Origin of the sequence: Pseudomonas sp. W3I7, from assembly GCF_030816095.1 — a bacterium.
GTDB lineage: Bacteria > Pseudomonadota > Gammaproteobacteria > Pseudomonadales > Pseudomonadaceae > Aquipseudomonas > Aquipseudomonas salomonii.
On the sequence record NZ_JAUSXP010000001.1, the window covers coordinates 5,882,084 to 5,902,290 of the forward strand.

Genomic DNA, 20,207 nt, shown 5'->3' on the forward strand with positions numbered 1-20,207 from the left:
TGCTCGATAGTTGATGCTCCCATCAACTGGAGAGCCCTCCATGAAGCCTCTGCAATTCAATGACCTGCTCATCAGCTTTACCAGCGAGTTTCTGCCGCTGTGGAACGACAAGGGTTCGGGCGCGCATAAAGCCGTCGGCCTCTGGCGGCCGAGCACCGCCTCCGATGCCCTGAGACCGTTTTTTACCTTGGGTGATATTGCGGTGAACCACTATCGCAATATCAACCACGCCAACGTTGTCGCCGTGGTCAGCGACGCGAACAAGGTCGATGGCACGGCCCTGCGTGCGCCCGTCGACTATCAATTGGTGTGGCAGGATGAAGGCACCGGAGCGCTGAGCAATGCATCTATCTGGCGCCCGCTGCCACCAGAAGGCTATGTGGCGATGGGGCTGGTGTACGGCGTGGACTACGACAAACCCTCACGCCATGCCGTGCGGTGCGTGCGAGAGGACCTGGTGATGGCCGCTCAAGCGGGCGAATTGATCTGGGACGATAAAGGCAGCGGCGCCGCCAGCGATTTGAGCCTCTGGTCGGTGACACCTCCCGATGCACCCGCCGGCGAAATATACCTGGCCCCCGGCACCTTCATCGGCACTGGCAACTATGCGAGGCCAAGCCTTGAGGCCTACTCGCTGCGCCTGACATTGACAGCGCAACTGCACGACCTGCCAGCGCCGACCCTCAGCGGGTACGAACGCCCGGAGCCTGATGAAACCGCCCGCACGCCCCAGGCGTGCGAGCTGCCCTGGTTCTGCGTCAAAGACCCGGAATTGACCGTGGTTGAACAGTTTCAGTCGTCGCCGACCTATCGCCTGGAACGCGCCGACCGCCACCTTTGTGTAGGTTTTGGGCACAACATCGAAGCGACCCATCAGCCGTTCATGTGGACGGCCGCAAAAGGTGAAATAGGTGGGACTGCCAAGGCTCTGGCGGCCAACACCAGCATCGACTTGGGCAAAGAGTGGCCAGTCAGCGAACACGTTTTCGAGTTGAATTTTTCGGCGCACCTGGATCGCGACTTCACCCACACGCAACGATCGGCCAAAGGCTGGGACCAGGCTTCGTCGCTGGAAATCATCACCTACGTTCCGCCAAAGAAAGCCGTTGCAGCTTACCTTCTACAAAGCGAATACCGCCTGCTGCGACAAGACGGTAGCCAGGTTTCAAGCACCGCCAGCTATACCAATGGTGACAACATCTACATGAGCGATTATCCGAACGCCGAGATACTGCCTGACGAACCACCTCCAGCGGCGCAAACGCCCCAAGCGCAGCCTGAGCTAGAGGTAACGGGCCATGATCTGATCGACCCCACCCTCATCCCGTAACTGGTCGAGTGCTGCCTGAAGCTTGGCCACCACCTCATCCGGCACGTCTTTATTCAGCGCCAGGTACAACTGGGCACTGTTGAAGCGCAGCACGGTTTTCAGTTGGGTCACCCCCACCTGGCGAGCCAGATAACGGCCCGCCGGATCGCCGGTGGCCCACAGGTCGATCTGGCCATCCACCAGTTTTTGCGCGTTGTCCTGGTCACGCAGCGCAACGATGGGCTTAAGGCCCTGCTTCTCCAGGGTCTCGGCTATGGCGTCACCTTTGTAGGCGCCGACCTTGTATCGATGAGCCTGTTCAAGGTCTGTCAGCTCAATCTTGCTGTCGGCCTTGGCCAGCATCACCCAATCATCCGGGCCGATGGGGCCGACCCATTTGAACAGGGCTTCGCGGTCCGGCAAACGCGCCGTCACAAAGACGCCATAACCGGGCTTTTCCAGGGCGAGCTTGTAGATGCGCTCCCAAGGAAAACGCAGAGTCAGATTGTAGGAAATGCCCGCACGCTTGAACGTTTCGCGCACGATATCAACGGCGATGCCCTCGATGTTTTCTTCCTTGGCGAAGTTCTTGCCGTTTTTCGCCATGTTGTAAGGCGGGAAGTTTTCCGTCAGCAACACCAGGGAGGCGTCGGACGGTTCTTCGGCGTGAGCCGAGCCCGTCAACAGAATGGACGTACTGGCGAGAGCAAGCAGAAGGGTCTTGAACATGAAGGCTACCGGAATCCATGGCAAGCGCAGAGAGTGCCCCGCGCCTGCCAGGGTGTCCAGCAGCGTTTAGCGAACGACGATACCGCGCGCGGCCATATAGGCTTTGGCCTCAGGCACGGTGTATTCGCCAAAGTGGAAAATGCTCGCCGCCAGCACCGCGCTGGCGTGGCCTTCGATCACGCCATCGGCCAGATGCTGCAGGTTGCCAACGCCGCCGGAGGCGATCACCGGAATGCCCAGCGCATCGCTGATGGCGCGGGTCACGCCCAGGTCGAAACCGTTTTTCATGCCGTCCTGGTCCATGCTGGTCAGCAGGATTTCACCGGCGCCCAGGGCTTCCATCTTCATCGCCCATTCCACCGCGTCCAGGCCGGTGGGCTTGCGACCGCCGTGGGTGAAGATCTCCCAGCGCGGGGTTTCGCCCGGCCCGGACACCTTCTTGGCGTCGATGGCGACCACGATGCATTGCGAGCCGAAGTGCTGCGCGGCTTCGCCGACGAACTCCGGGTTGAACACGGCAGCGGTGTTGATCGAGACCTTGTCCGCACCGGCGTTGAGCAGGTTGCGGATGTCTTGCACGGTGCGCACGCCACCGCCCACGGTCAGCGGGATAAACACCTGGCTGGCCATGCGCTCGACGGTATGCAACGTGGTGTCGCGGCCGTCGACGCTGGCGGTGATGTCGAGAAAGGTAATCTCGTCGGCACCTTGCTCATCATAGCGACGGGCGATTTCCACCGGGTCGCCGGCGTCGCGGATGTTCTCGAACTTGACGCCCTTGACCACGCGACCGTTGTCGACGTCCAGGCAAGGGATGATGCGTTTGGCCAGCGCCATGGTCAGTCCTCAGCCGTTGTAGGCGTCGCAGTAAGCCTGGGCTTCGGCGACGTCCAAAGTACCTTCGTAGATCGCGCGGCCGGTGATGGCGCCGATGATGCCGGGCGCCTTGGCGTCCAGCAGCGACTTGATGTCACCCAGGTTGTGAATGCCACCGGAGGCGATCACCGGGATCCTGGTCGCGGCGGCCAGCGCAGCGGTGAACGGCACGTTGCAGCCCTGCATCATGCCGTCTTTGGCGATGTCGGTATAAACGATGGCGGACACGCCGTCGGCTTCGAACTGCTTGGCCAGGTCGATGACCTGCACGGTGCTGATTTCAGCCCAACCGTCGGTTGCGACAAAGCCGTCTTTGGCATCCAGGCCCACGATGACTTTGCCCGGAAACGCACGGCAGGCTTCTGCCACAAACGCCGGGTCTTTCACCGCTTTGGTGCCGATGATCACATAGCTCACGCCAGCCTTGACGTAGTGCTCGATGGTTTCCAGGGAGCGAATGCCGCCGCCGATCTGGATCGGCAGGTTCGGGTAGCGCTTGGCGATGGCGGTCACCACTTCGCCATTGACTGGCTGGCCTTCGAAGGCGCCGTTCAAGTCCACCAGATGCAGACGACGGCAGCCCCCTTCTACCCATTTGGCAGCCATGCTCACCGGGTCATCGGAGAACACGGTGGAGTCTTCCATGCGGCCTTGGCGCAGGCGTACACAAGCGCCGTCCTTGAGATCGATAGCGGGGATAATCAGCATCTGGCAAACCTTATTCGATATTCAGCAATGCTTGGGAAATCAGGGTTTCTCAAGCGACCACAGGTCGCTTTCGATGCTTTCGAACCTTTCTTTAAGGAGCGTCTGCGTGTCGAAAATCGCCCTGTTGTAATAGTGCGGCGCCACTTCGGTGGTGAACAGCTCAAGAATCTCGGCGACCTCGAACGAGCCCAACTTAAGCTCGAAACGGTCCTCCATGAAACGCTTGATCTTGTCGGTCGCCTCACGCTCCTGTTCGGGCGTGAGGTTCAAGATCGGCGGCTTGGGCTTCTTGGCCATTACCAGCGGCCATCCCACGCGGCGAAGTTCTGCAGCAATTGCAGGCCATGGGTATGGCTCTTCTCCGGGTGGAACTGCACGGCAAAGCGCGAACCGTCGGCCAGCGCAGCGGCGAAGTCGACGCCGTAATGCCCGCCGCCCACCACGTGGCGCGGGTTACCGGCATTGATGTAGTAGCTGTGCACAAAGTAGAAACGCGCCAGGTCCGGAATGTCGTGCCACAGTGGGTGTTCGACGGTCTGGCTGACTTCGTTCCAACCCATATGCGGCACCTTCAAGTGCTCGCCGTCTTCGTGCAGGTCTTTGCCGAAGAACTTCACCTGGCCGGGGAACAGGCCGATGCAGTCGACACCGCCGTTCTCTTCACTGCTGTCGAGCAAGGCTTGCATGCCCACGCAGATACCGAGGAACGGGCGGTCCTGGCTGACTTCGCGCACCAGGCTGTCAAAGCCCAGACGGCGGATCTCGGCCATGCAATCGCGAATTGCGCCGACACCGGGGAACACCACGCGGTCGGCTTCGCGAATCACGTTGGCATCGCTGGTGATCAGCACCTTGCCGGCGCCTACGTGCTCGAGCGCCTTGGCCACCGAGTGCAGGTTACCCATGCCGTAATCGATAACCGCGACCGTCTGCATTACAGAACGCCCTTGGTCGACGGCATTTGCCCGGCCATGCGGTCATCCAGCTCTACGGCCATGCGCAGTGCGCGGCCGAATGCCTTGAACACGGTTTCGATCTGGTGGTGGGTGTTGGTGCCGCGCAGGTTGTCGATGTGCAGGCTAACGAGTGCGTGGTTGACGAAGCCCTGGAAAAATTCCTGGAACAGGTCGACATCGAAGCCGCCCACGGTAGCGCGGGTGTACGGCACGTGCATCTGCAGGCCTGGGCGGCCTGAGAAGTCGATGACTACACGCGACAGCGCTTCGTCCAGCGGGACATAGGCATGGCCGTAGCGACGGATGCCTTTTTTGTCGCCGATGGCCTTGGCAAATGCCTGGCCGAGGGTGATGCCTACGTCTTCCACCGTGTGGTGGTCGTCGATATGCAGGTCGCCCTTGCTGACGATATCCAGGTCGATCAGCCCGTGGCGGGCGATCTGGTCCAGCATGTGCTCAAGAAAAGGTACACCGATATCAAATCGGGCCTTTCCGGTGCCATCCAGGTTGATCGAGGCTTTGATCTGGGTTTCCAGAGTGTCGCGCTCGACGGATACCTTACGTTCGGCCATCACCAGCTCCGCAAAATCATTGGGCGAAAAAGGCAGCCATTATAGGGGTGCGGGCGCTAAACAGAAACATCGAAGGGGATAAGACTGATGGAGTGTCGGGGATAGACATGTGCATACAAGCAGGCGCTCCAGGATGGTGCGCCCCGTCGCTGTCTTGAAACAAGTAGAGATCCAGTGTGGGAGCTGGCTTGTGTGGGAGCGGGCTTGTGTGGGAGCTGGCTTGCCTGCGATGCAGACACCTCGGTATTTCGGCCACACCGTGGTGATGCTATCGCAGGCAAGCCAGCTCCCACACAAGCGCGGTTCCTGTAGGAGCCGCGCCCGCCCGACTACAGCGGTATTAGTGGAACAACACCGCCGTCTTCTGCAGGGTCACCCACACACCCCACGCCAACGGAATACCTACCACCAGCCAGGCAGCAATCGCCATCGGCACAGTACCAGGGGCCGCTTTCCACTCCAGCGAAGTGCTGGCATCGGCGCCTTTGTCATGGCCCAGCGCCTGTTCGGCAGCCAGCTCGGCGTCGGTCATGAAGTACTTGTCGGCCACCGGACGCACCAGCAGGTTGCAGAGGAAACCCAGCACCAGCAGGCCCGCAAGGATGTACAAGGTGATGTCGTAGGCCGCAGCGCGCGGAACGCCGATGCTCAGCTGATACTCACGCAAGTAGTTCACCAACACCGGACCCAGCACGCCCGCCGCCGCCCATGCGGTCAACAGGCGACCGTGGATCGCGCCGACCATTTGGGTGCCGAACAAGTCGGCCAGGTACGCAGGCACAGTCGCAAAACCGCCGCCGTACATCGACAGGATGATGCAGAACGCCGCCACAAACAGTGCCACGTTGCCCAGGTGCCCCAGGTTCGGGATCAGCGCGTACAGGGCAAAGCCCAGGGCGAAGAACACGAAGTAGGTGTTTTTACGGCCCAGGTAGTCGGAGAACGACGCCCAGAAGAACCGGCCACCGATGTTGAACAGGCTCAACAGACCGGTGAAACCTGCAGCGATGGCCGCAATGGAGGCCAGTTGACCTGCGTCCAGCTGGCCAAACGGCACATCCACACCCAGCAACTTGCCACCGAACACTTCCTGCAACAGCGGCGACGCCATGCCGAGAATGCCGATACCGGCAGACACGTTCAGGCACAGCACCAGCCATACCAGGCGGAATTGCGGGGTTTTCCACGCTACGTTCACGTGCACGTGGCGGTGGGTGATCATCGCGTTGCTGGCTTTTTTCGCCGGGGCGGTCCAGCCCTCAGGCTTCCAGCCGGTCGGCGGCACGCGGTACGAGAGTGCGCCACCAATCATGAACACGAAGTAGATGACGGCCATGACCACAAAGCTCTGCCACACGCCCACGCTGGTTGGCGAGGCGAAGTGGCCCATCAGCGCTGCGGCCAACGGTGCACCCACCATGGCGCCACCGCCGAAGCCCATGATCGCCATGCCGGTGGCCATGCCGCGCTTGTCCGGGAACCACTTGATCAGGGTCGACACCGGCGAGATGTAGCCCAGGCCCAGGCCGATACCGCCAATCACACCGGAGCCGATCCACATCAGCCAGATCTGGTGGGTATAAATCCCCAGCGCCGAAATCAACAGACCGCCGCACCAGCACAACGCCGAGACAACACCGGCTTTACGTGGCCCGGCATGTTCCAGCCAGCCACCCCAGATGGCCGCCGAGCAGCCCAGGAAGATGAAGAACAGGGTGTAGATCCAGCCCAGCATGGAGATGGGCCAGTCGCACTGGGACGAGAAGACTTGCGCGATAAAGCTCATGTCCGGCGCGCAGGCGACCGGCGCGGTGATACCCAGTGCCTTGGACAGCGGCAGCCAGAACACCGAGAACCCGTAGGCCATGCCGATGCAGAGGTGGATGGCCAGGGCGGCCGGTGGAACCAGCCAGCGGTTGAAGCCGGGCTTGGCGATAATGCGTTCCTTGGACAGGAACGCGGGCTGTGCGGCAGTACTACCGGCCGCAGTGCTAGTGCTCATTGGTGTTTCCCCCAGTTATTAGTATGTGTCCGTCAGGCACTCTCTCCCTCGACCTTGCACGCAGAGCGTTGGCCGTTGTTGTTGAGTAAAGCTCCATTTAAGCGCGACGTTGTGTCGCAGACGACAGACGAACCCGCGAAGATTAGCACCAGTGGATGACAGAAAAACCAAACTGACATCACCTTTTTTACTCAAACTGATTTGTTTGACAGCAAAATCCGATTTTGCCGGTGCTAGATACAATGTAACGATGCGTGAACTGACGCAGGCCTTCGGGCGTTATACTCTGCGGCTAAATTTTGAAATCGACATACAAGGACTCGCCCATGAAAGCGTTCGGCAAAATCCTGGGTCTGGTACTCCTCGGGCTGTTGCTGATCATTGTGGCCCTGGGCTTTGCCCTGACCCACCTCTTCGATCCCAACGACTACAAAGACGAGATTCGCCAGATTGCTCGCGACAAGGCCCACATCGAGCTGACGCTCAATGGCGATATCGGCTGGAGCCTGTTCCCCTGGCTGGGCCTTGAGCTGCATGAAGCCAGCGTGGCGACCATGACCAACCCGACCCAACCGTTCGCCGACTTGCAGATGCTCGGCCTGTCGGTGCGCGTGCTGCCGCTGCTGCGCCGCGAAGTACAGATGAGCGATGTGCGTGTCGAAGGCCTCAACCTGCGCCTTAACCGTGACAAGCAAGGCCACGGCAACTGGGAAGACATCGGCAAGAACGTGCCGGATGCGACCGAAACCGCCAGCGCGCCAGCCCCAACACAAGCCCCGGCCGAGCCCGAACCGGAAAAGCCGCCCAAGCCGATCCGCCTGGACATCGACAGCCTGACCATCAACAACGCCCGCGTTGAATACAACGATGAGCAGACCGGCAAACAGTTCAGCGCCGAAAGTATCCAGCTGAGCGCCGGTGCCGTGCACGAAGGCGCGAGCATTCCACTCAAGCTCACCGCCTTCCTGGGCAGCAACCAGCCACTGATGCGGGTCAAAACCGAACTGAACGGCAACCTGCGCATCCAGCGTGCCCTGCAACGCTACCAGTTCGAAGACATGAAACTCAGCGGCGAAGCCACCGGCGAGCCACTGCAAGGCAAGACCGTGACCTTCTCCACTCAGGGCCAATTGCTGGTGGACCTGGCGGCCAACATCGCCGAATGGACCAACCTCAAGCTCTCCGCCAACCAACTGCGCGCCTTGGGCGAACTGAAGGTCAATGACCTGAACAAAACCCCGCAAGTCAGCGGCGCGCTGTCGATTGCCCAGTTTGACCTGGCCAAGTTCCTCGACAGCGTCGGCCACCCGCTGCCGCCCATGGCTGACGGCAGCCTGAGCAAAGTCGAGCTGGTCAGCCGCCTCAAGGGCACCCCGACCAGCGTGGCGCTGGAAGACCTGAACCTGAAACTCGACGGCAGCACCTTCACCGGTCGTATCGCCGTGGATGACTTCGCCAAGCAAGCCCTGCGCGTGCAGCTCAAGGGCGACACCTTCAACGCCGATAACTACCTGCCGGCCAAGTCCGAATCGGCCAAAGGCGCAACCGCCGCCCGCCAGGCCGAAGTGCAGAACAGCGAAGCCGGCGCCATGGCTGCCGGCGGCACCACACCGTTGCCGGAAGCCCCGACCAAAGGCGCGTGGAGCACCGACAAGCTGCTGCCACTGACCCGCCTGCGCGCCTTGGACGTAAACGCCGACCTGGCCTTTGGGCAACTGACCTTAAGCAAGCTGCCGATCCAGAACGCAGCGCTCAAGGCCTCCGGCGCCGATGGCCAGCTCAAGCTCGACACCTTGAGCGGCGGCCTCTACAACGGCACCTTCCAGGCCAACGGCACACTCGATGTACGCCAAGACATCCCGCTGCTGGCGCTGCAAACCCACATCAAGCAAGTACCGGTTGAACGCATCCTGCAAGCCCAGGGGCAAAACCCGCCGGTCAAAGGCCAGGTCACTCTCGACAGTAACCTCAACGGCCGTGGCAACAGCCAAAAGGCGCTGATCGACAGCCTCAACGGTACCGCCAGCTTTGTGATCACTAACGGCGCGCTGCTCAACGCCAACATTGAACAGCAACTGTGTACCGGCATTGCCTTGCTCAACCGCAAGACCCTGAGCACCACGCCACAGGGCAAGGACACACCGTTCCAGGAACTGCGCGGCACGCTTAACTTGCGTAACGGCGTGGCGAGCAACCCGGACCTCAAAGTGCGCATCCCGGGCTTGGCGGTCAACGGCAACGGTGATGTCGACCTGCGTGTGCTGGGCATGGACTACCGCGTCGGCATCATCGTCGAAGGCGACCAGCGCGAAGTGCCGGACCCGGCCTGCCAGGTGGGCGCCAACTTCCAGAACATCGAAGTGCCGCTGCGCTGCCGTGGCCCGCTGGAGCTGGGTGCCAAGGCCTGCCGCCTGGACAAGGACGGCTTGACCCAGGTCGCCATCAAAGCCGCCGGCAACAAGCTCAGCGATAAGATCGAAGAGAAGCTCGACAAGGTTAATCCGCAGCTTAAAGACGCCCTTAAAGGCCTGTTCAAACGATGAGAAACGAGCAGTTTTCACAGGCGGTGCTGGACTGGTACGACCGCCACGGTCGCCATGACCTGCCCTGGCAACAGGGCATCACGCCTTACCGGGTGTGGGTCTCGGAGATCATGTTGCAACAGACCCAGGTGAGCACGGTGCTCAACTACTTCGACCGGTTCATGGCTTCCTTGCCGACGGTCGAAGCCCTGGCCGCCGCGCCGGAAGATGAAGTGCTGCACCTGTGGACGGGCCTGGGTTACTACACCCGTGCACGTAACCTGCAGAAGACTGCCAAAATCGTGGTCGCGGAATACGGCGGCGAATTTCCCAAGGATGTGGAAAAACTCACTGAGTTGCCCGGCATTGGCCTCTCAACCGCCGGTGCCATCGCCAGCTTGAGCATGGGCCTGCGTGCGCCGATCCTCGACGGCAACGTCAAGCGCGTGCTGGCGCGCTTTACTGCGCAAGAAGGCTACCCAGGCGAACCCAAGGTCGCGAAACAGCTCTGGGCCACCGCTGAGCGCTTTACGCCCCACGATCGTGTCAACGCCTACACCCAGGCAATGATGGACATGGGCGCCACGCTCTGCACGCGCAGCAAGCCCAGCTGCCTGCTGTGCCCGCTGGAAAAAGGCTGCGAGGCCCACATGCTCGGCCTGGAGACGCGTTACCCGATCCCCAAGCCGCGCAAGACCATCCCGCAAAAGCGCACGCTGATGCCACTGCTGGCCAACGCCGAGGGCGCGATCCTGCTTTACCGTCGCCCGTCCACGGGCCTGTGGGGCGGTTTGTGGAGCTTGCCGGAACTCGATGACCTGCAAGACCTGGAACACCTCGCCAACCAGCACGCCTTGGCACTGGGCGAACAACAGGCACTGCCGGGGCTGATCCATACCTTCAGCCACTTCCAGCTGGCCATCGAGCCCTGGCTGGTGCAGGTCGAGGAATCCGCCCATCACGTGGCCGAGGCCGACTGGCTCTGGTATAACCTCGCCACCCCGCCGCGCCTGGGCCTTGCCGCCCCGGTGAAAAAACTGCTGAAGCGCGCGGCCGACGTATTGAACGCAGGAGTTTCGTCATGACCCGCACCGTAATGTGCCGCAAGTACAAAGAAGAACTGCCAGGCCTGGAACGCCCTCCGTACCCAGGCGCCAAGGGCCAGGATATTTTCGAACATATCTCTGCCCAAGCCTGGGGCGACTGGCTGAAACACCAGACCCTGCTGATCAACGAAAAACGCCTGAACATGATGAACGCCGAAGACCGTAAATACCTGGCGGGCGAAATGGACAAGTTCTTTTCCGGCGAGGATTACGCCAAGGCCGACGGTTACGTGCCGCCTGCTCAATAATTGATCAAAAACCGGGGTCGGCACGTAAGCGACGGTAATAATTAAATATTTTTTGAAAACTTGCTTGACGACCCCCTGAAAAACCCGTTTAATGCGCCCCGTTGCCCAGATAGCTCAGTCGGTAGAGCAGGGGATTGAAAATCCCCGTGTCGGCGGTTCGATTCCGTCTCTGGGCACCACTAATACCGAAAAACCCCAAGCGAAGATGATTCCTTGGGGTTTTTTATTGCCTGCGATTTAGTGGCCGCGAGCCAATGCCCCGCCCGATCCACACCCGAGGGTTATTTATCCCGCTGCTCGATCGTATAGCTGTTACTGAATTTTCTGTTGCAAGGTAGTTATTTGATGAACCGGTACTTGTTCTGCGCGCTGTTGCTGCTGACGGCGTTGCTCAGTGGCTGCGCCACACAAATGGATGTCTCGATCAACGCAACACCGGATCCGGACTATCACTTTGATCGACAGGCGCTGGTGCTGGTGACCACGTCCGTGGGCGGCAGTGCGCAGAACACGCTCAATGCCCGCTACTACCTGCGGGACATGGTCAGCGCCATGAAGGACCAGGGCTTTCGCGAGGTGTATACCGATGCCAGCCTGCCCAAGAACCATGGGCCGATCAAAATGACCATCATCCTGGATGTCGACAGCAAGCAGGTCACTTACCGCTACACCGCCACCGATTACGGCCAGGTGCCCACCAGCACCACCACCGAGTGCAAGAAGAACAAAAAGAAAGCCGACCAGCTGACCTGCACCAGCAAACCAAACACCACCTACGGCCCAGTGGGCACTTCGGAGCGCACCGGCTACACCACGCTCACCACCTTCACTGCCACCGCGCGTGACGAAGCAAGCCGGCGCGCGGTGTACGTGTTGCGGGTGATGTCCTACAACGAAGACTGCCAGGCCGCCAAGATCGAAGCCTTCCTGGTCGAACAGGGCCTGCAGAACCTGAACTTTCAGGACCGCGTGCAGCGCAACTACACCGTGACGATGCCCGAGGGCTACCAGTGCAAGTAGGCGCCTGCCTACTTCAGTAGAAACACCATCAACGGGTTGTCGTTAAGCCGCCCTTCGAAGTTTGGCGCCTGCTGCTCCATCGGCGTGCCCTTGAGCAACACCGCTTCTTTGCGCGGCACCAGCACCCAGGATGGACGCGGCAGGGTGGCGAGCTTCTCGGGCTCGTTACCGGCGACGAACAGCGGCTGCTCATCGTGGTCCAGGTTCATCATGTAGCGGATAGCCCAAGTGTCGCGGCCAAGGTCGACAAATACCAATGGCCCCGGCTGCGACGCGCGCAGTGCCTCTACCTGGCTGACAAACTTGCGGGTGTCGTATTGCAGGTCCTTGGCCGGGTCGATCACCACTATCAGCAGCACCCATTGCGCCGCCAAGGCGATCACACTCAGCCACACCAGGCGCAACGGGCGACGCCAGGCAATCAGCGCCGCCACTTGCAGCACGACCCACACGCCGATCAACGGCGGCAGCGACACATCGGGCCAGTAACCGTGCTTCTGCCAGGTGTGCCGACAGATAAACAACACCACCACGCACAACGCCGGTAGCGCCACGACAAGCCATTCGTAGCAGCGGCGCACGCCGACGAACCAGTTTTGCGCCTGGAGCAGCCCATAGGCCGCGACAGCGGCAAACATCGGCACCATCGGCAGAATGTAGTAGGCGCGCTTGAAGTGCGGCACCGACAGCCCGAGCAAAATCATCAGGCCACAGGCCGCCAAGCGCACCACCATTTGCACATCTTCGTTGGCCCAGCGCTCGGACCAGCGATGCCGCAGCGCGATCATCGCCGCCAACGCCAATGGCACCACCGGGAAGTAGCGGTACAAACTCAGCTTGAAGTAGAAGTAGAACGGCTCGCCGGACTCGTCGAGGCGCCCACTGACTTGCATCCTGAACACCTCGTCGGCAAAGGCATCGCCACCGCTGGCCCGCGCCAGCTTCATCAACGCCCACCAGCAGGCCCCGAGCAACGCCAGCCCGACAAAGCCGTGGATCAACACCTGCTTGGCCCGCTCACCCGGCCGCCCCAGCGCCCAGTAAACGCACACCACGCCGCAGACCTCGATAAGGCCCAAAGGCCCACGAATCGCGAAGGCCAGCACAAACAGCGGGAATACGGCCAACTGTCGAAGCCGTGAGCCGAGACGCTCGCCCGTGTGCAACAGGTAGAAGCTGCCTACGCATAACAGCGCGACCATCAGGTCCAGGCAGACCGAGCGCGACTTATCGAGCAATTGGGTGGTAAGCAGCGTGAGCAGCACCGTCAGCAATGCCCAAGGCCGACTGAACGGCGCCAGCAGGCGATAGACCAGGGCGATCATGCCCGCCGCCGCGAGGGCCGTCGGCAGCACGTTGGCCAGGTGGTTCGGCGCACCGAACAGGCGAGCAAACACAAAGCTGAAAAAAGTGGCAGTGCCGGGGTAATCCGGGTACGGCTGGCCGTAGGTGGTAGGGAAAAGACTCGCGCCATGGCGAAACATTTCCTGCATGAACAACGCCCAGCGCCCGTCAAAGCCTTGGGGTTGCTCGTCCCAGATGCCCAAGGTGAACAGCAATAAAGCGATCAGAAACAGGCCCAGCGACTCCAGGCGATAACGGCTGCGGTGGTCCATCGAATGTCCTTTCAGGTGGGGTACGCCGACTCCATGGTGCCGACTCCACCCCTGAATAACGCCTGAACAAATCCGAGTATTTATGCACCTATCGACCGGCGCGCCACACCAGCGCGGGAATCAGCCGGATGTAGAGTAGCTCGCCCACCAGCTCAAGCAGGGTTTGCACAATTACCGCCGTTGCGGCCAACCCGCGCACATCTTCAGGCAGCGCCAACGCCAGTGGCAGCACCACCAACGAGTTGCGCGTCGAAGCACTGAAGGTCACCGCCCGCGCGGTAACCGCAGGCAACGCAAACAGCCGCGCAGCCAGCGCGCCCATCAGCGGCGCCAGCAACAGGAAGCCGAGGTACACCGGAATCACCGGCAGCAACAAAGCGATATCGCGCACCACCGAATTGATCTGCGAGCCGATCACCACAAACAACACCAGCGCCATTGCCGGCACCGGCAGCCAGGCCCAGGCGTTGTTCCAAAGCTTGATAGTGCTTGAGCGCCGCGCCAGGGAGGTGGTCAGCACCGCCAGGACCATCGGCAGCACAATCAGCAACAGGAACGCCTCGACAAACGGCCCCACCGCCACCACCACGGCGGACTGCGCGCCCAGTATAAAACCCAGGTACACCGGCAGCAGCACCAGTTGCAGCAGCAACAGCACCGGCGTCGCCGCCAGCATCAGCCGCGAGTCACCCTTGCCGATATGGGTGAACACCACCACATAGTCGATACACGGCGTGAGCAACACCAGCAACGCACCCACCAGCAACGCCGGGCGCTCCACCAGGCCTCGGGTCAATGCCCACACCAGCACGGGCACCAGAATGAAATTGGCCAGCAGCAATGCGCCGATGAAGCGTTTATTGCCCAGGCCCTGGCGCAGGTGCAGAAACGGAATTTGCAGGAACATGGCGTACATCAGCACTGCAATGGCGGGCGTGACCAAAACGCCAAGCCCTTGGGCTGACAAGGGTGCGAACACGCCAAATGCGGCCGCCAGGAGCACGGCGACGAAGTAGATCGGGATCTGGCTGTGTTCGAGTGTGTCGCGGGTCATGGGCTGACTCTGGCTGATCATTTGATCGCAAGCCTAAGCACCGGGAGCGCCGAGGTCGAGCATCGCGACATTTCCTGCGCCCATCACGCGCCAAATTTGTTAGTTTCGGCTTCTTATAAAAGCGCGCGGCCCCAAGCCCACCCCAAAAGCGCAAGTATCGAGCCGACCCATGAACCTGCCCACCCGCCCTGCCCCACAAACATTCTGCGAGCCTGCCGCGGACGGCTACCCAATCGGCGGCTTCACCTGGCGCCACCCGCGCACCGACTTCGAACGCCCGGTCGTCATCATCAACGCCGCCACCTCGGTGCGCTGCCGCCACTATTCACGCTTCGCCGACTATCTGTTTGCCAACGGCTTCGACGTGATCACCTACGACTACCGTGGCATCGGCGAATCCCGCAGCGGCGCGTTACGAGGCTTCAAGGCGTCGTGGTCGGATTGGGGCGTGCTGGATTTCGAGGCGATGCTGCAACGTGCGCAACGGGAGTTTGCGGGGCAGCCGATTGATGTGGTCGGCCACAGTTTCGGCGGGTGCGCGGCAGGGCTCGGTGCTTGCGGCGCAGTGATTCGGCGCATCGTGACGGTCGGCGCGCAGTTTGCGTACTGGCGCGATTACGCGGCGAGCGGGCGCTGGCGCATGTTTGCCAAATGGCACGTGGTGATGCCGCTGGTGACGGCCCTGTGCGGCTATTTCCCCGGCAAGCGCATGGGCTGGCTGGAGGACACGCCGGCGGGCGTGGTGCGCGACTGGAGCATGCCGACGCCGCGTTATGAAACACGCCCCAGCGGGCGCTGCCTGGGTGAACTGCCATTTGCCCGTGTGAACGCGCAGTTATTGGCTATCAGCATCACCGACGATCCGTTTGGCACAGTGGCGGCTATTGAGCGACTGCTGGGCTATTTTGAAAACAGCGCGCGCACTCACCTGCGAATCGCGCCCGAGAACATCGGCGAAAAAGCCGTCGGGCATTTCGCTTTTTTTCGCAGTGAATATCAGGACCGGTTGTGGCCGATTGCGCTGGAATGGCTGCAGAAAGGCAAACTGACCGCCAATACTCCAGGTCAGCAGGTGGCGAGCTAAATAACCCACCCAAAAGCTCCGTATTTCCTACGCCATCACAACTTTCCATCGACGTGTTTCTGGCGGTATTACCTGAGATTCTTCTTCGCCCAACGACTGCGAAGAACTTATGAAAATACCGCCAGCACCTTACGCCGATGATCCGCAGCTGAGTCCTTTGCTCGCCAGCCTGATCAAACTCATCCATGCGGCGCGCCAACAAGCTCTACGTTCCGTGGATGCCATTCAGGTGCTGACCTGCTGGCAAATTGGGCGCCACATTGTCGAATTTGAACAGCAAGGAAGTACTCGCGCCAAATATGGCAAAAAACTGCTGCGAACCCTGGCCAAAGAGCTGACGGGCCGCTATGGAAAAGGGTTTGATGCAACAAACCTTCGACACATGCGGGGCTTTTTTCTTGCATTCCCAAAATACGACGCACTGCGTCGCGAATTAAGCTGGACTCACTACCGCACCCTATTGCGAGTCGAGAATGCGAACGCAAGAGAGTGGTACATGAACGAGTCCGCCACCCAAAACTGGACCACTCGAGCCCTGGAGCGCCAAATCGGCACGCTTTACTATGAACGCTTACTCGCCAGTCAAGATCGCAGCGCAGTCAAAGAAGAAGCAGCTGAAAAAATTGACTGCCTGAAACAAAGCCCAAGAGAGTTTGTTCGCGACCCCGTACTTCTGGAGTTCCTAGGGCTGCCCAACCCTGGGCTGCTCTTGGAAAGCGATATCGAGCATGCGCTGATTAAACAGCTGCAAAGCTTTCTGCTTGAGCTAGGTAAAGGATTCGCCTTTGTCGCCCGTCAGCAACGAATCAGCACCGAAAGCAAGGACTACTACCTTGACTTAGTGTTCTACAACTACCTGCTCAAGTGCTTTGTAATTTTCGATATAAAACGCGGAGAGCTGACTCATCAGGACATTGGCCAGATGGACATGTATGTGCGCATGTACGACGATTTGAAACGCAGCCCCGAAGATGGTCCCACAGTGGGAATTATTCTCTGCTCACACAAAGATGCCTCTGTTGTGCGTTACTCCGTACTCGAAGGTCACGAGCAGTTATTCGCCAGTAAGTACAAACTAGTGCTACCTAGCGAGGAGGAGCTACGTGCCGAACTGGAGTTACTGACAGAACGCACGCTCACAGGCGAAGCATCACAGAAGCTCTTGGGATTTCCCCCAACCTGCGCTTCAATACCCCACACCGATTAAGTACCCAAGGAGGTTGAGCCCATGGCCTCGCCGAACAAGCAGCAAAAACGTGCCCACCGGGCCAAGGCCAAGGCCAAGCAAAACCGCACCCAGCGCGCCGTCGCGACCAAGCCGGATGCGTTCGCTGGCGACGACAGCCGCATTGACCTTGAGTCGGTAGATTTGACCGAGTTGTTCGTCGAGATGCGCGCCGCGGGCGAGATCAGCCAGCAGGCGTTGTGTGCGGCATTCCTGGCGCACCCACTGTTGGCCGTGGTGCTGGAGCAGGAAGGTGAGGAAGACGCGACAGATTTTATCCTGGCGGCGCTGATCGAGTATCGCCAGTGGGCCACGGATACCGAGGATGAAACCGCGGCGCTGGCGTGGATTGAATCCCCGCAGTTCCAGGCCGATTACGTGGCGGCATCCCAGGCGCTGGTTAACGCCCAGGACTGAGACACAACAAAATGTGGGAGCGGGCTTGCCCGCGATGGCGGTGTGTCAGGCGAGGAATTTATCGGCTGCCAGCCCGTCATCGCGGGCAAGCCCGGCTCCCACAGGGTTCGGTGTTTCTGGCCAATTCAGCTGACCGACACAAAACAACTGTGGGAACGGGCTTGCCCGCGAATGCGGTGGATCAGCCAGCACATCTGGCGACTGACACACCGCTTTCGCGAGCAAGCCCGCTCCCACAGGGTTCAGTGTTTTTGGCTAATTCAGCTGACCGACACAAAACAAATGTGGGGCTTGCCCGCGATGGCGGTGTGTCAGGCGAGGAATTTATCGGCTGCCAGCCCGTCATCGCGGGCAAGCCCGGCTCCCACAGGGTTCAGTGTTTTTGGCTGATTCAGCTGACCGACACAAAACAAATGTGGGAACGGGCTTGCTTGCGAAAGCGGTGGATCAGCCAGCACATCTGGCGACTGACACACCGCTTTCGCGAGCAAGCCCGCTCCCACAGGGTTCAGTGTTTTTGGCTAATTCAGCTGACCGACACAAAACAAATGTGGGAGCGGGCTTGCCCGCGATGGCGGTGTGTCAGGCGAGGAATTTATCGGCTGCCAGCCCGTCATCGCGGGCAAGCCCGGCTCCCACAGGGTTCAGGGTTTTTGGCTGATTCAGCTGACTGACACAAAACAACTGTGGGAGCGGGCTTGCCCGCGAATGCGGTGGATCAGCCAGCACATCTGGCGACTGACACACCACTTTCGCGAGCAAGCCCGCTCCCACACTTTTTTTGAACTGCGGCGCATATGGCACCGCAGTTCATCACATCAATTGAGCACCGCAGCGCCTACCTTCTGGGCCTTGCGACGGCTTGCCACAAACAGCCCCGCCAACACCACCAGCAAGCTCAGAATGCCGGTCGCGATGATCTCGACACGGTGGGCTTCCTGGAACAGCATGATGGTCAACGTGCCGACGATGAACACCATCACCGCATAGGTCAGGCCCGGGAACAGCCACATCTTGAACACAATCTTCTCACCCGCTGCCGTGCGTTTCTGGCGCATGCGCAGTTGCGACACGGCGATCACCAGGTACACCAGCAGCGCAATGGCGCCGGAGCTGGCCAGCAGGAATTCGAACACTGCAGCCGGGGCCACATAGTTGGCGAATACCGCCAGGAACGCAGCGCCGGTCGACAGCAACACTGCCCAGTAAGGCGTACCACTTTTGTTGGTGCGCTTGGCTACGGCCGGTGCATCACCGCGACGGCCCAGGGAGAACAGCATGCGCGAGGCGGTGTAGAGCGCCGAGTTGAGGCAGCTGGTCACGGCAACCAATACCACCAGGTCGACGATCAGCTTGGCATTCGGGATGCCCATGCGCTCAAGCACAGTCTGGTAGGAACCTACCGCCGCCAGGGTCGGATCGTTCCATGGCACCAGGGATACCACGATGAAGATCGACAGCAGGTAGAACAAACCAATCCGCCAGATCACCGAGTTGGTGGCCTTGGTGATTTGCTGGCCAGGGTTCTTCGATTCGGCCGCCGCGATGGTGACGATCTCGGTGCCCATGAACGAGAACATGGTGGTCAGGATCGCCGCCAATACCGCGCCCATGCCGTTAGGCATGAAGCCTTGGGTGTCAAACAGGTGCGAAACACCGCTGACCTGGCTGGTCGGCAGGAAGCCGAAGATCGCCGCGAGGCCAAGGATCACAAAAGCCACAATCGCCACGACTTTGATCAGCGCAAACCAGAACTCGAACTCGCCGTAGTTCTTCACACTGAACAGGTTGGTGGCCGTGAGCAGCAAGGTGATGATCAGGGTAAACGCCCAGATCGCCACATCGGGGAACCAGGCATTCAGGATGGTCGCGGCGGCGTTGGCTTCCAGTGGAATCACCAACACCCAGAACCACCAGTACAGCCAGCCGATGGTGAAACCGGCCCAGTGACCGATTGCACGGTCGGCATAGGTGGAGAACGAACCGGTGTCCGGGGAGGCCACGGCCATTTCGGCGAGCATGCGCATCACCAACACCACCAGCGTGCCCGCAGCGGCGTACGCCAGCAGTACGGCGGGGCCGGCGGCTGCAATCGCGTGGCCGGAGCCGACAAACAAACCGGCACCAATAACGCCGGCAATCGACAGCATGGTGACGTGACGCGGTTTGAGCCCCTGTTCGAGGTCATTGGAGCTTTGCGTACTACTCATTGACACACCTTTGCGAGGAATTGCGAAAACGGTCCGCCCGGCCTGCACGCTTTCTCGTGAAAAGAATCCAACGGGGCGTTCTTTATTTTTTACGCAAGATTTGCGCCAAAATGTTACGAAACCGCGATTGACGCGGGCTGTAGGACAATTCATCAGCTCACGCAAGTCATTGAGAACTATGGCATTGCGCTATAGCGTTACCGTGCGACCCACTTGGGGGACGAAAACACGCACCAAAAACACACACAAAAAGTGCGTGACGCTCCATAAAAGGGCTGATAAAGACCGTTTGCCCGGTTAACCCTTCCAACACCCGGCCAAAGCTGGCACCATCGCGCCCTTTTTTACGCGAAGCCTGTGGTTTTATCGGGTTCAAACGTCTGTAGGTTGTTGATAGCGCGACACACTGCTGTGCCGATGCGACACCCTGCCGCAGACCACCCGTTAACCGTCCGCAGCGCTGTTGGCTGCCATCCGAACGCTATGCTAGCTTGGCGCCTCGCCAGGAAGGCGGCCCAACAGCAAGAATGCACTGAACACAATGAGGACCGCA

Annotated in this window: 18 protein-coding genes and 1 tRNA gene; 9 read left to right on the plus strand and 10 right to left on the minus strand. The window is 60.3% G+C overall.

Going from position 1 to position 20,207, the window contains the following annotated elements; all coding sequences use genetic code 11:
* Window positions 1-40: 40 nt before the first annotated feature.
* Window positions 41-1,330: a Vps62-related protein gene (locus tag QF043_RS27050; RefSeq protein WP_307420839.1), complete on the plus strand. Its 1,290-nt coding sequence runs from the start codon at window positions 41-43 to the stop codon at window positions 1,328-1,330.
* Here the strand turns inward: QF043_RS27050 and QF043_RS27055 are convergent.
* From QF043_RS27055 to QF043_RS27085, 7 genes are all read right to left on the minus strand, one after another.
* Complete coding sequence (locus QF043_RS27055; RefSeq protein ID WP_305457088.1) at window positions 1,283-2,038, minus strand: ABC transporter substrate-binding protein; 756 nt, start codon at window positions 2,036-2,038, stop codon at window positions 1,283-1,285. The two genes, QF043_RS27050 and QF043_RS27055, sit on opposite strands and share 48 nt — an antisense overlap.
* Before the next feature lie 66 nt (window positions 2,039-2,104).
* Complete coding sequence (hisF, locus tag QF043_RS27060) at window positions 2,105-2,875, minus strand: imidazole glycerol phosphate synthase subunit HisF (RefSeq protein ID WP_017138643.1); 771 nt, start codon at window positions 2,873-2,875, stop codon at window positions 2,105-2,107.
* Between the two features lie 9 nt (window positions 2,876-2,884).
* Window positions 2,885-3,622: a 1-(5-phosphoribosyl)-5-[(5-phosphoribosylamino)methylideneamino]imidazole-4-carboxamide isomerase gene (gene hisA, locus QF043_RS27065; RefSeq protein ID WP_008435688.1), complete on the minus strand. Its 738-nt coding sequence runs from the start codon at window positions 3,620-3,622 to the stop codon at window positions 2,885-2,887.
* A 39-nt stretch (window positions 3,623-3,661) separates the two neighbouring features.
* Window positions 3,662-3,919 (minus strand): DUF2164 domain-containing protein, encoded by a 258-nt coding sequence (locus QF043_RS27070; RefSeq protein WP_005783916.1) that lies wholly within the window; start codon window positions 3,917-3,919, stop codon window positions 3,662-3,664.
* Window positions 3,919-4,557: an imidazole glycerol phosphate synthase subunit HisH gene (hisH, locus tag QF043_RS27075; protein WP_069786763.1), complete on the minus strand. Its 639-nt coding sequence runs from the start codon at window positions 4,555-4,557 to the stop codon at window positions 3,919-3,921. The genes QF043_RS27070 and hisH overlap by 1 nt, the downstream gene beginning before the upstream one ends.
* Window positions 4,557-5,150: an imidazoleglycerol-phosphate dehydratase HisB gene (hisB, locus tag QF043_RS27080; protein WP_017138645.1), complete on the minus strand. Its 594-nt coding sequence runs from the start codon at window positions 5,148-5,150 to the stop codon at window positions 4,557-4,559. Before hisB ends, hisH begins: the two co-directional genes overlap by 1 nt.
* A 340-nt stretch (window positions 5,151-5,490) precedes the next feature.
* The gene (locus tag QF043_RS27085) at window positions 5,491-7,152 is read right to left on the minus strand and encodes an OFA family MFS transporter (RefSeq protein ID WP_065930809.1); all 1,662 of its coding nucleotides are present in this window, start codon (window positions 7,150-7,152) and stop codon (window positions 5,491-5,493) included.
* Between the two features lie 326 nt (window positions 7,153-7,478).
* On the opposite strand from QF043_RS27085, the gene QF043_RS27090 reads away from it, so the two are divergent.
* The 5 genes from QF043_RS27090 (at window position 7,479) to QF043_RS27110 (ending at window position 12,048) form a co-directional block, all read left to right on the plus strand.
* Window positions 7,479-9,695, plus strand: coding sequence for an AsmA family protein (locus QF043_RS27090; protein ID WP_307420841.1), 2,217 nt, complete (start codon window positions 7,479-7,481; stop codon window positions 9,693-9,695).
* A complete protein-coding gene (mutY, locus tag QF043_RS27095) occupies window positions 9,692-10,759 on the plus strand; it encodes an A/G-specific adenine glycosylase (protein WP_138449385.1) in 1,068 nt (355 codons plus the stop codon). The genes QF043_RS27090 and mutY overlap by 4 nt, the downstream gene beginning before the upstream one ends.
* A complete protein-coding gene (locus tag QF043_RS27100) occupies window positions 10,756-11,028 on the plus strand; it encodes an oxidative damage protection protein (protein ID WP_056860676.1) in 273 nt (90 codons plus the stop codon). Before mutY ends, QF043_RS27100 begins: the two co-directional genes overlap by 4 nt.
* Window positions 11,029-11,131: 103 nt before the next feature.
* A tRNA-Phe gene (locus tag QF043_RS27105) sits at window positions 11,132-11,207 on the plus strand.
* Between the two features lie 166 nt (window positions 11,208-11,373).
* Window positions 11,374-12,048 carry a hypothetical protein gene (locus QF043_RS27110; protein WP_058422640.1) on the plus strand — a complete coding sequence of 225 codons (675 nt, stop codon included), beginning with the start codon at window positions 11,374-11,376 and terminating at the stop codon, window positions 12,046-12,048.
* A gap of 8 nt (window positions 12,049-12,056) precedes the next feature.
* Here QF043_RS27110 and QF043_RS27115 read toward each other — a convergent pair whose 3' ends face one another.
* Both QF043_RS27115 and QF043_RS27120 read right to left on the minus strand, forming a co-directional pair.
* A complete protein-coding gene (locus QF043_RS27115; protein ID WP_307420843.1) occupies window positions 12,057-13,664 on the minus strand; it encodes a glycosyltransferase family 39 protein in 1,608 nt (535 codons plus the stop codon).
* Between the two features lie 88 nt (window positions 13,665-13,752).
* Complete coding sequence (locus QF043_RS27120; protein WP_307420844.1) at window positions 13,753-14,718, minus strand: arsenic resistance protein; 966 nt, start codon at window positions 14,716-14,718, stop codon at window positions 13,753-13,755.
* A 169-nt stretch (window positions 14,719-14,887) separates the two neighbouring features.
* Between QF043_RS27120 and QF043_RS27125 the strand changes: the two genes are divergently transcribed.
* The 3 genes from QF043_RS27125 to QF043_RS27135 all read left to right on the plus strand — a co-directional run bounded on the left by QF043_RS27125 (window position 14,888) and on the right by QF043_RS27135 (window position 17,444).
* Window positions 14,888-15,802: an alpha/beta fold hydrolase gene (locus QF043_RS27125; RefSeq protein WP_307420845.1), complete on the plus strand. Its 915-nt coding sequence runs from the start codon at window positions 14,888-14,890 to the stop codon at window positions 15,800-15,802.
* Between the two features lie 109 nt (window positions 15,803-15,911).
* Window positions 15,912-17,009: a YhcG family protein gene (locus QF043_RS27130; protein ID WP_307420846.1), complete on the plus strand. Its 1,098-nt coding sequence runs from the start codon at window positions 15,912-15,914 to the stop codon at window positions 17,007-17,009.
* Window positions 17,010-17,030: 21 nt separating this feature from the next.
* Window positions 17,031-17,444: a hypothetical protein gene (locus tag QF043_RS27135; RefSeq protein WP_307420847.1), complete on the plus strand. Its 414-nt coding sequence runs from the start codon at window positions 17,031-17,033 to the stop codon at window positions 17,442-17,444.
* A gap of 818 nt (window positions 17,445-18,262) precedes the next feature.
* On the opposite strand, the gene gabP is transcribed toward QF043_RS27135, so the two are convergent.
* Complete coding sequence (gene gabP, locus QF043_RS27140; protein ID WP_056860683.1) at window positions 18,263-19,654, minus strand: GABA permease; 1,392 nt, start codon at window positions 19,652-19,654, stop codon at window positions 18,263-18,265.
* Window positions 19,655-20,207 lie beyond the last annotated feature (553 nt).

Excerpts from the sequence above, each read along its gene's own strand:
- QF043_RS27050 (WP_307420839.1), top strand. The coding sequence starts at position 41 with ATGAAGCCTCTGCAATTCAATGACCTGCTCATCAGCTTTACCAGCGAG.
- QF043_RS27055 (WP_305457088.1), bottom strand. The coding sequence starts at position 2,038 with ATGTTCAAGACCCTTCTGCTTGCTCTCGCCAGTACGTCCATTCTGTTG.
- hisF (WP_017138643.1), bottom strand. The coding sequence starts at position 2,875 with ATGGCGCTGGCCAAACGCATCATCCCTTGCCTGGACGTCGACAACGGT.
- hisA (WP_008435688.1), bottom strand. The coding sequence starts at position 3,622 with ATGCTGATTATCCCCGCTATCGATCTCAAGGACGGCGCTTGTGTACGC.
- QF043_RS27070 (WP_005783916.1), bottom strand. The coding sequence starts at position 3,919 with ATGGCCAAGAAGCCCAAGCCGCCGATCTTGAACCTCACGCCCGAACAG.
- hisH (WP_069786763.1), bottom strand. The coding sequence starts at position 4,557 with ATGCAGACGGTCGCGGTTATCGATTACGGCATGGGTAACCTGCACTCG.
- hisB (WP_017138645.1), bottom strand. The coding sequence starts at position 5,150 with ATGGCCGAACGTAAGGTATCCGTCGAGCGCGACACTCTGGAAACCCAG.
- QF043_RS27085 (WP_065930809.1), bottom strand. The coding sequence starts at position 7,152 with ATGAGCACTAGCACTGCGGCCGGTAGTACTGCCGCACAGCCCGCGTTC.
- QF043_RS27090 (WP_307420841.1), top strand. The coding sequence starts at position 7,479 with ATGAAAGCGTTCGGCAAAATCCTGGGTCTGGTACTCCTCGGGCTGTTG.
- mutY (WP_138449385.1), top strand. The coding sequence starts at position 9,692 with ATGAGAAACGAGCAGTTTTCACAGGCGGTGCTGGACTGGTACGACCGC.
- QF043_RS27100 (WP_056860676.1), top strand. The coding sequence starts at position 10,756 with ATGACCCGCACCGTAATGTGCCGCAAGTACAAAGAAGAACTGCCAGGC.
- QF043_RS27110 (WP_058422640.1), top strand. The coding sequence starts at position 11,374 with ATGAACCGGTACTTGTTCTGCGCGCTGTTGCTGCTGACGGCGTTGCTC.
- QF043_RS27115 (WP_307420843.1), bottom strand. The coding sequence starts at position 13,664 with ATGGACCACCGCAGCCGTTATCGCCTGGAGTCGCTGGGCCTGTTTCTG.
- QF043_RS27120 (WP_307420844.1), bottom strand. The coding sequence starts at position 14,718 with ATGACCCGCGACACACTCGAACACAGCCAGATCCCGATCTACTTCGTC.
- QF043_RS27125 (WP_307420845.1), top strand. The coding sequence starts at position 14,888 with ATGAACCTGCCCACCCGCCCTGCCCCACAAACATTCTGCGAGCCTGCC.
- QF043_RS27130 (WP_307420846.1), top strand. The coding sequence starts at position 15,912 with ATGAAAATACCGCCAGCACCTTACGCCGATGATCCGCAGCTGAGTCCT.
- QF043_RS27135 (WP_307420847.1), top strand. The coding sequence starts at position 17,031 with ATGGCCTCGCCGAACAAGCAGCAAAAACGTGCCCACCGGGCCAAGGCC.
- gabP (WP_056860683.1), bottom strand. The coding sequence starts at position 19,654 with ATGAGTAGTACGCAAAGCTCCAATGACCTCGAACAGGGGCTCAAACCG.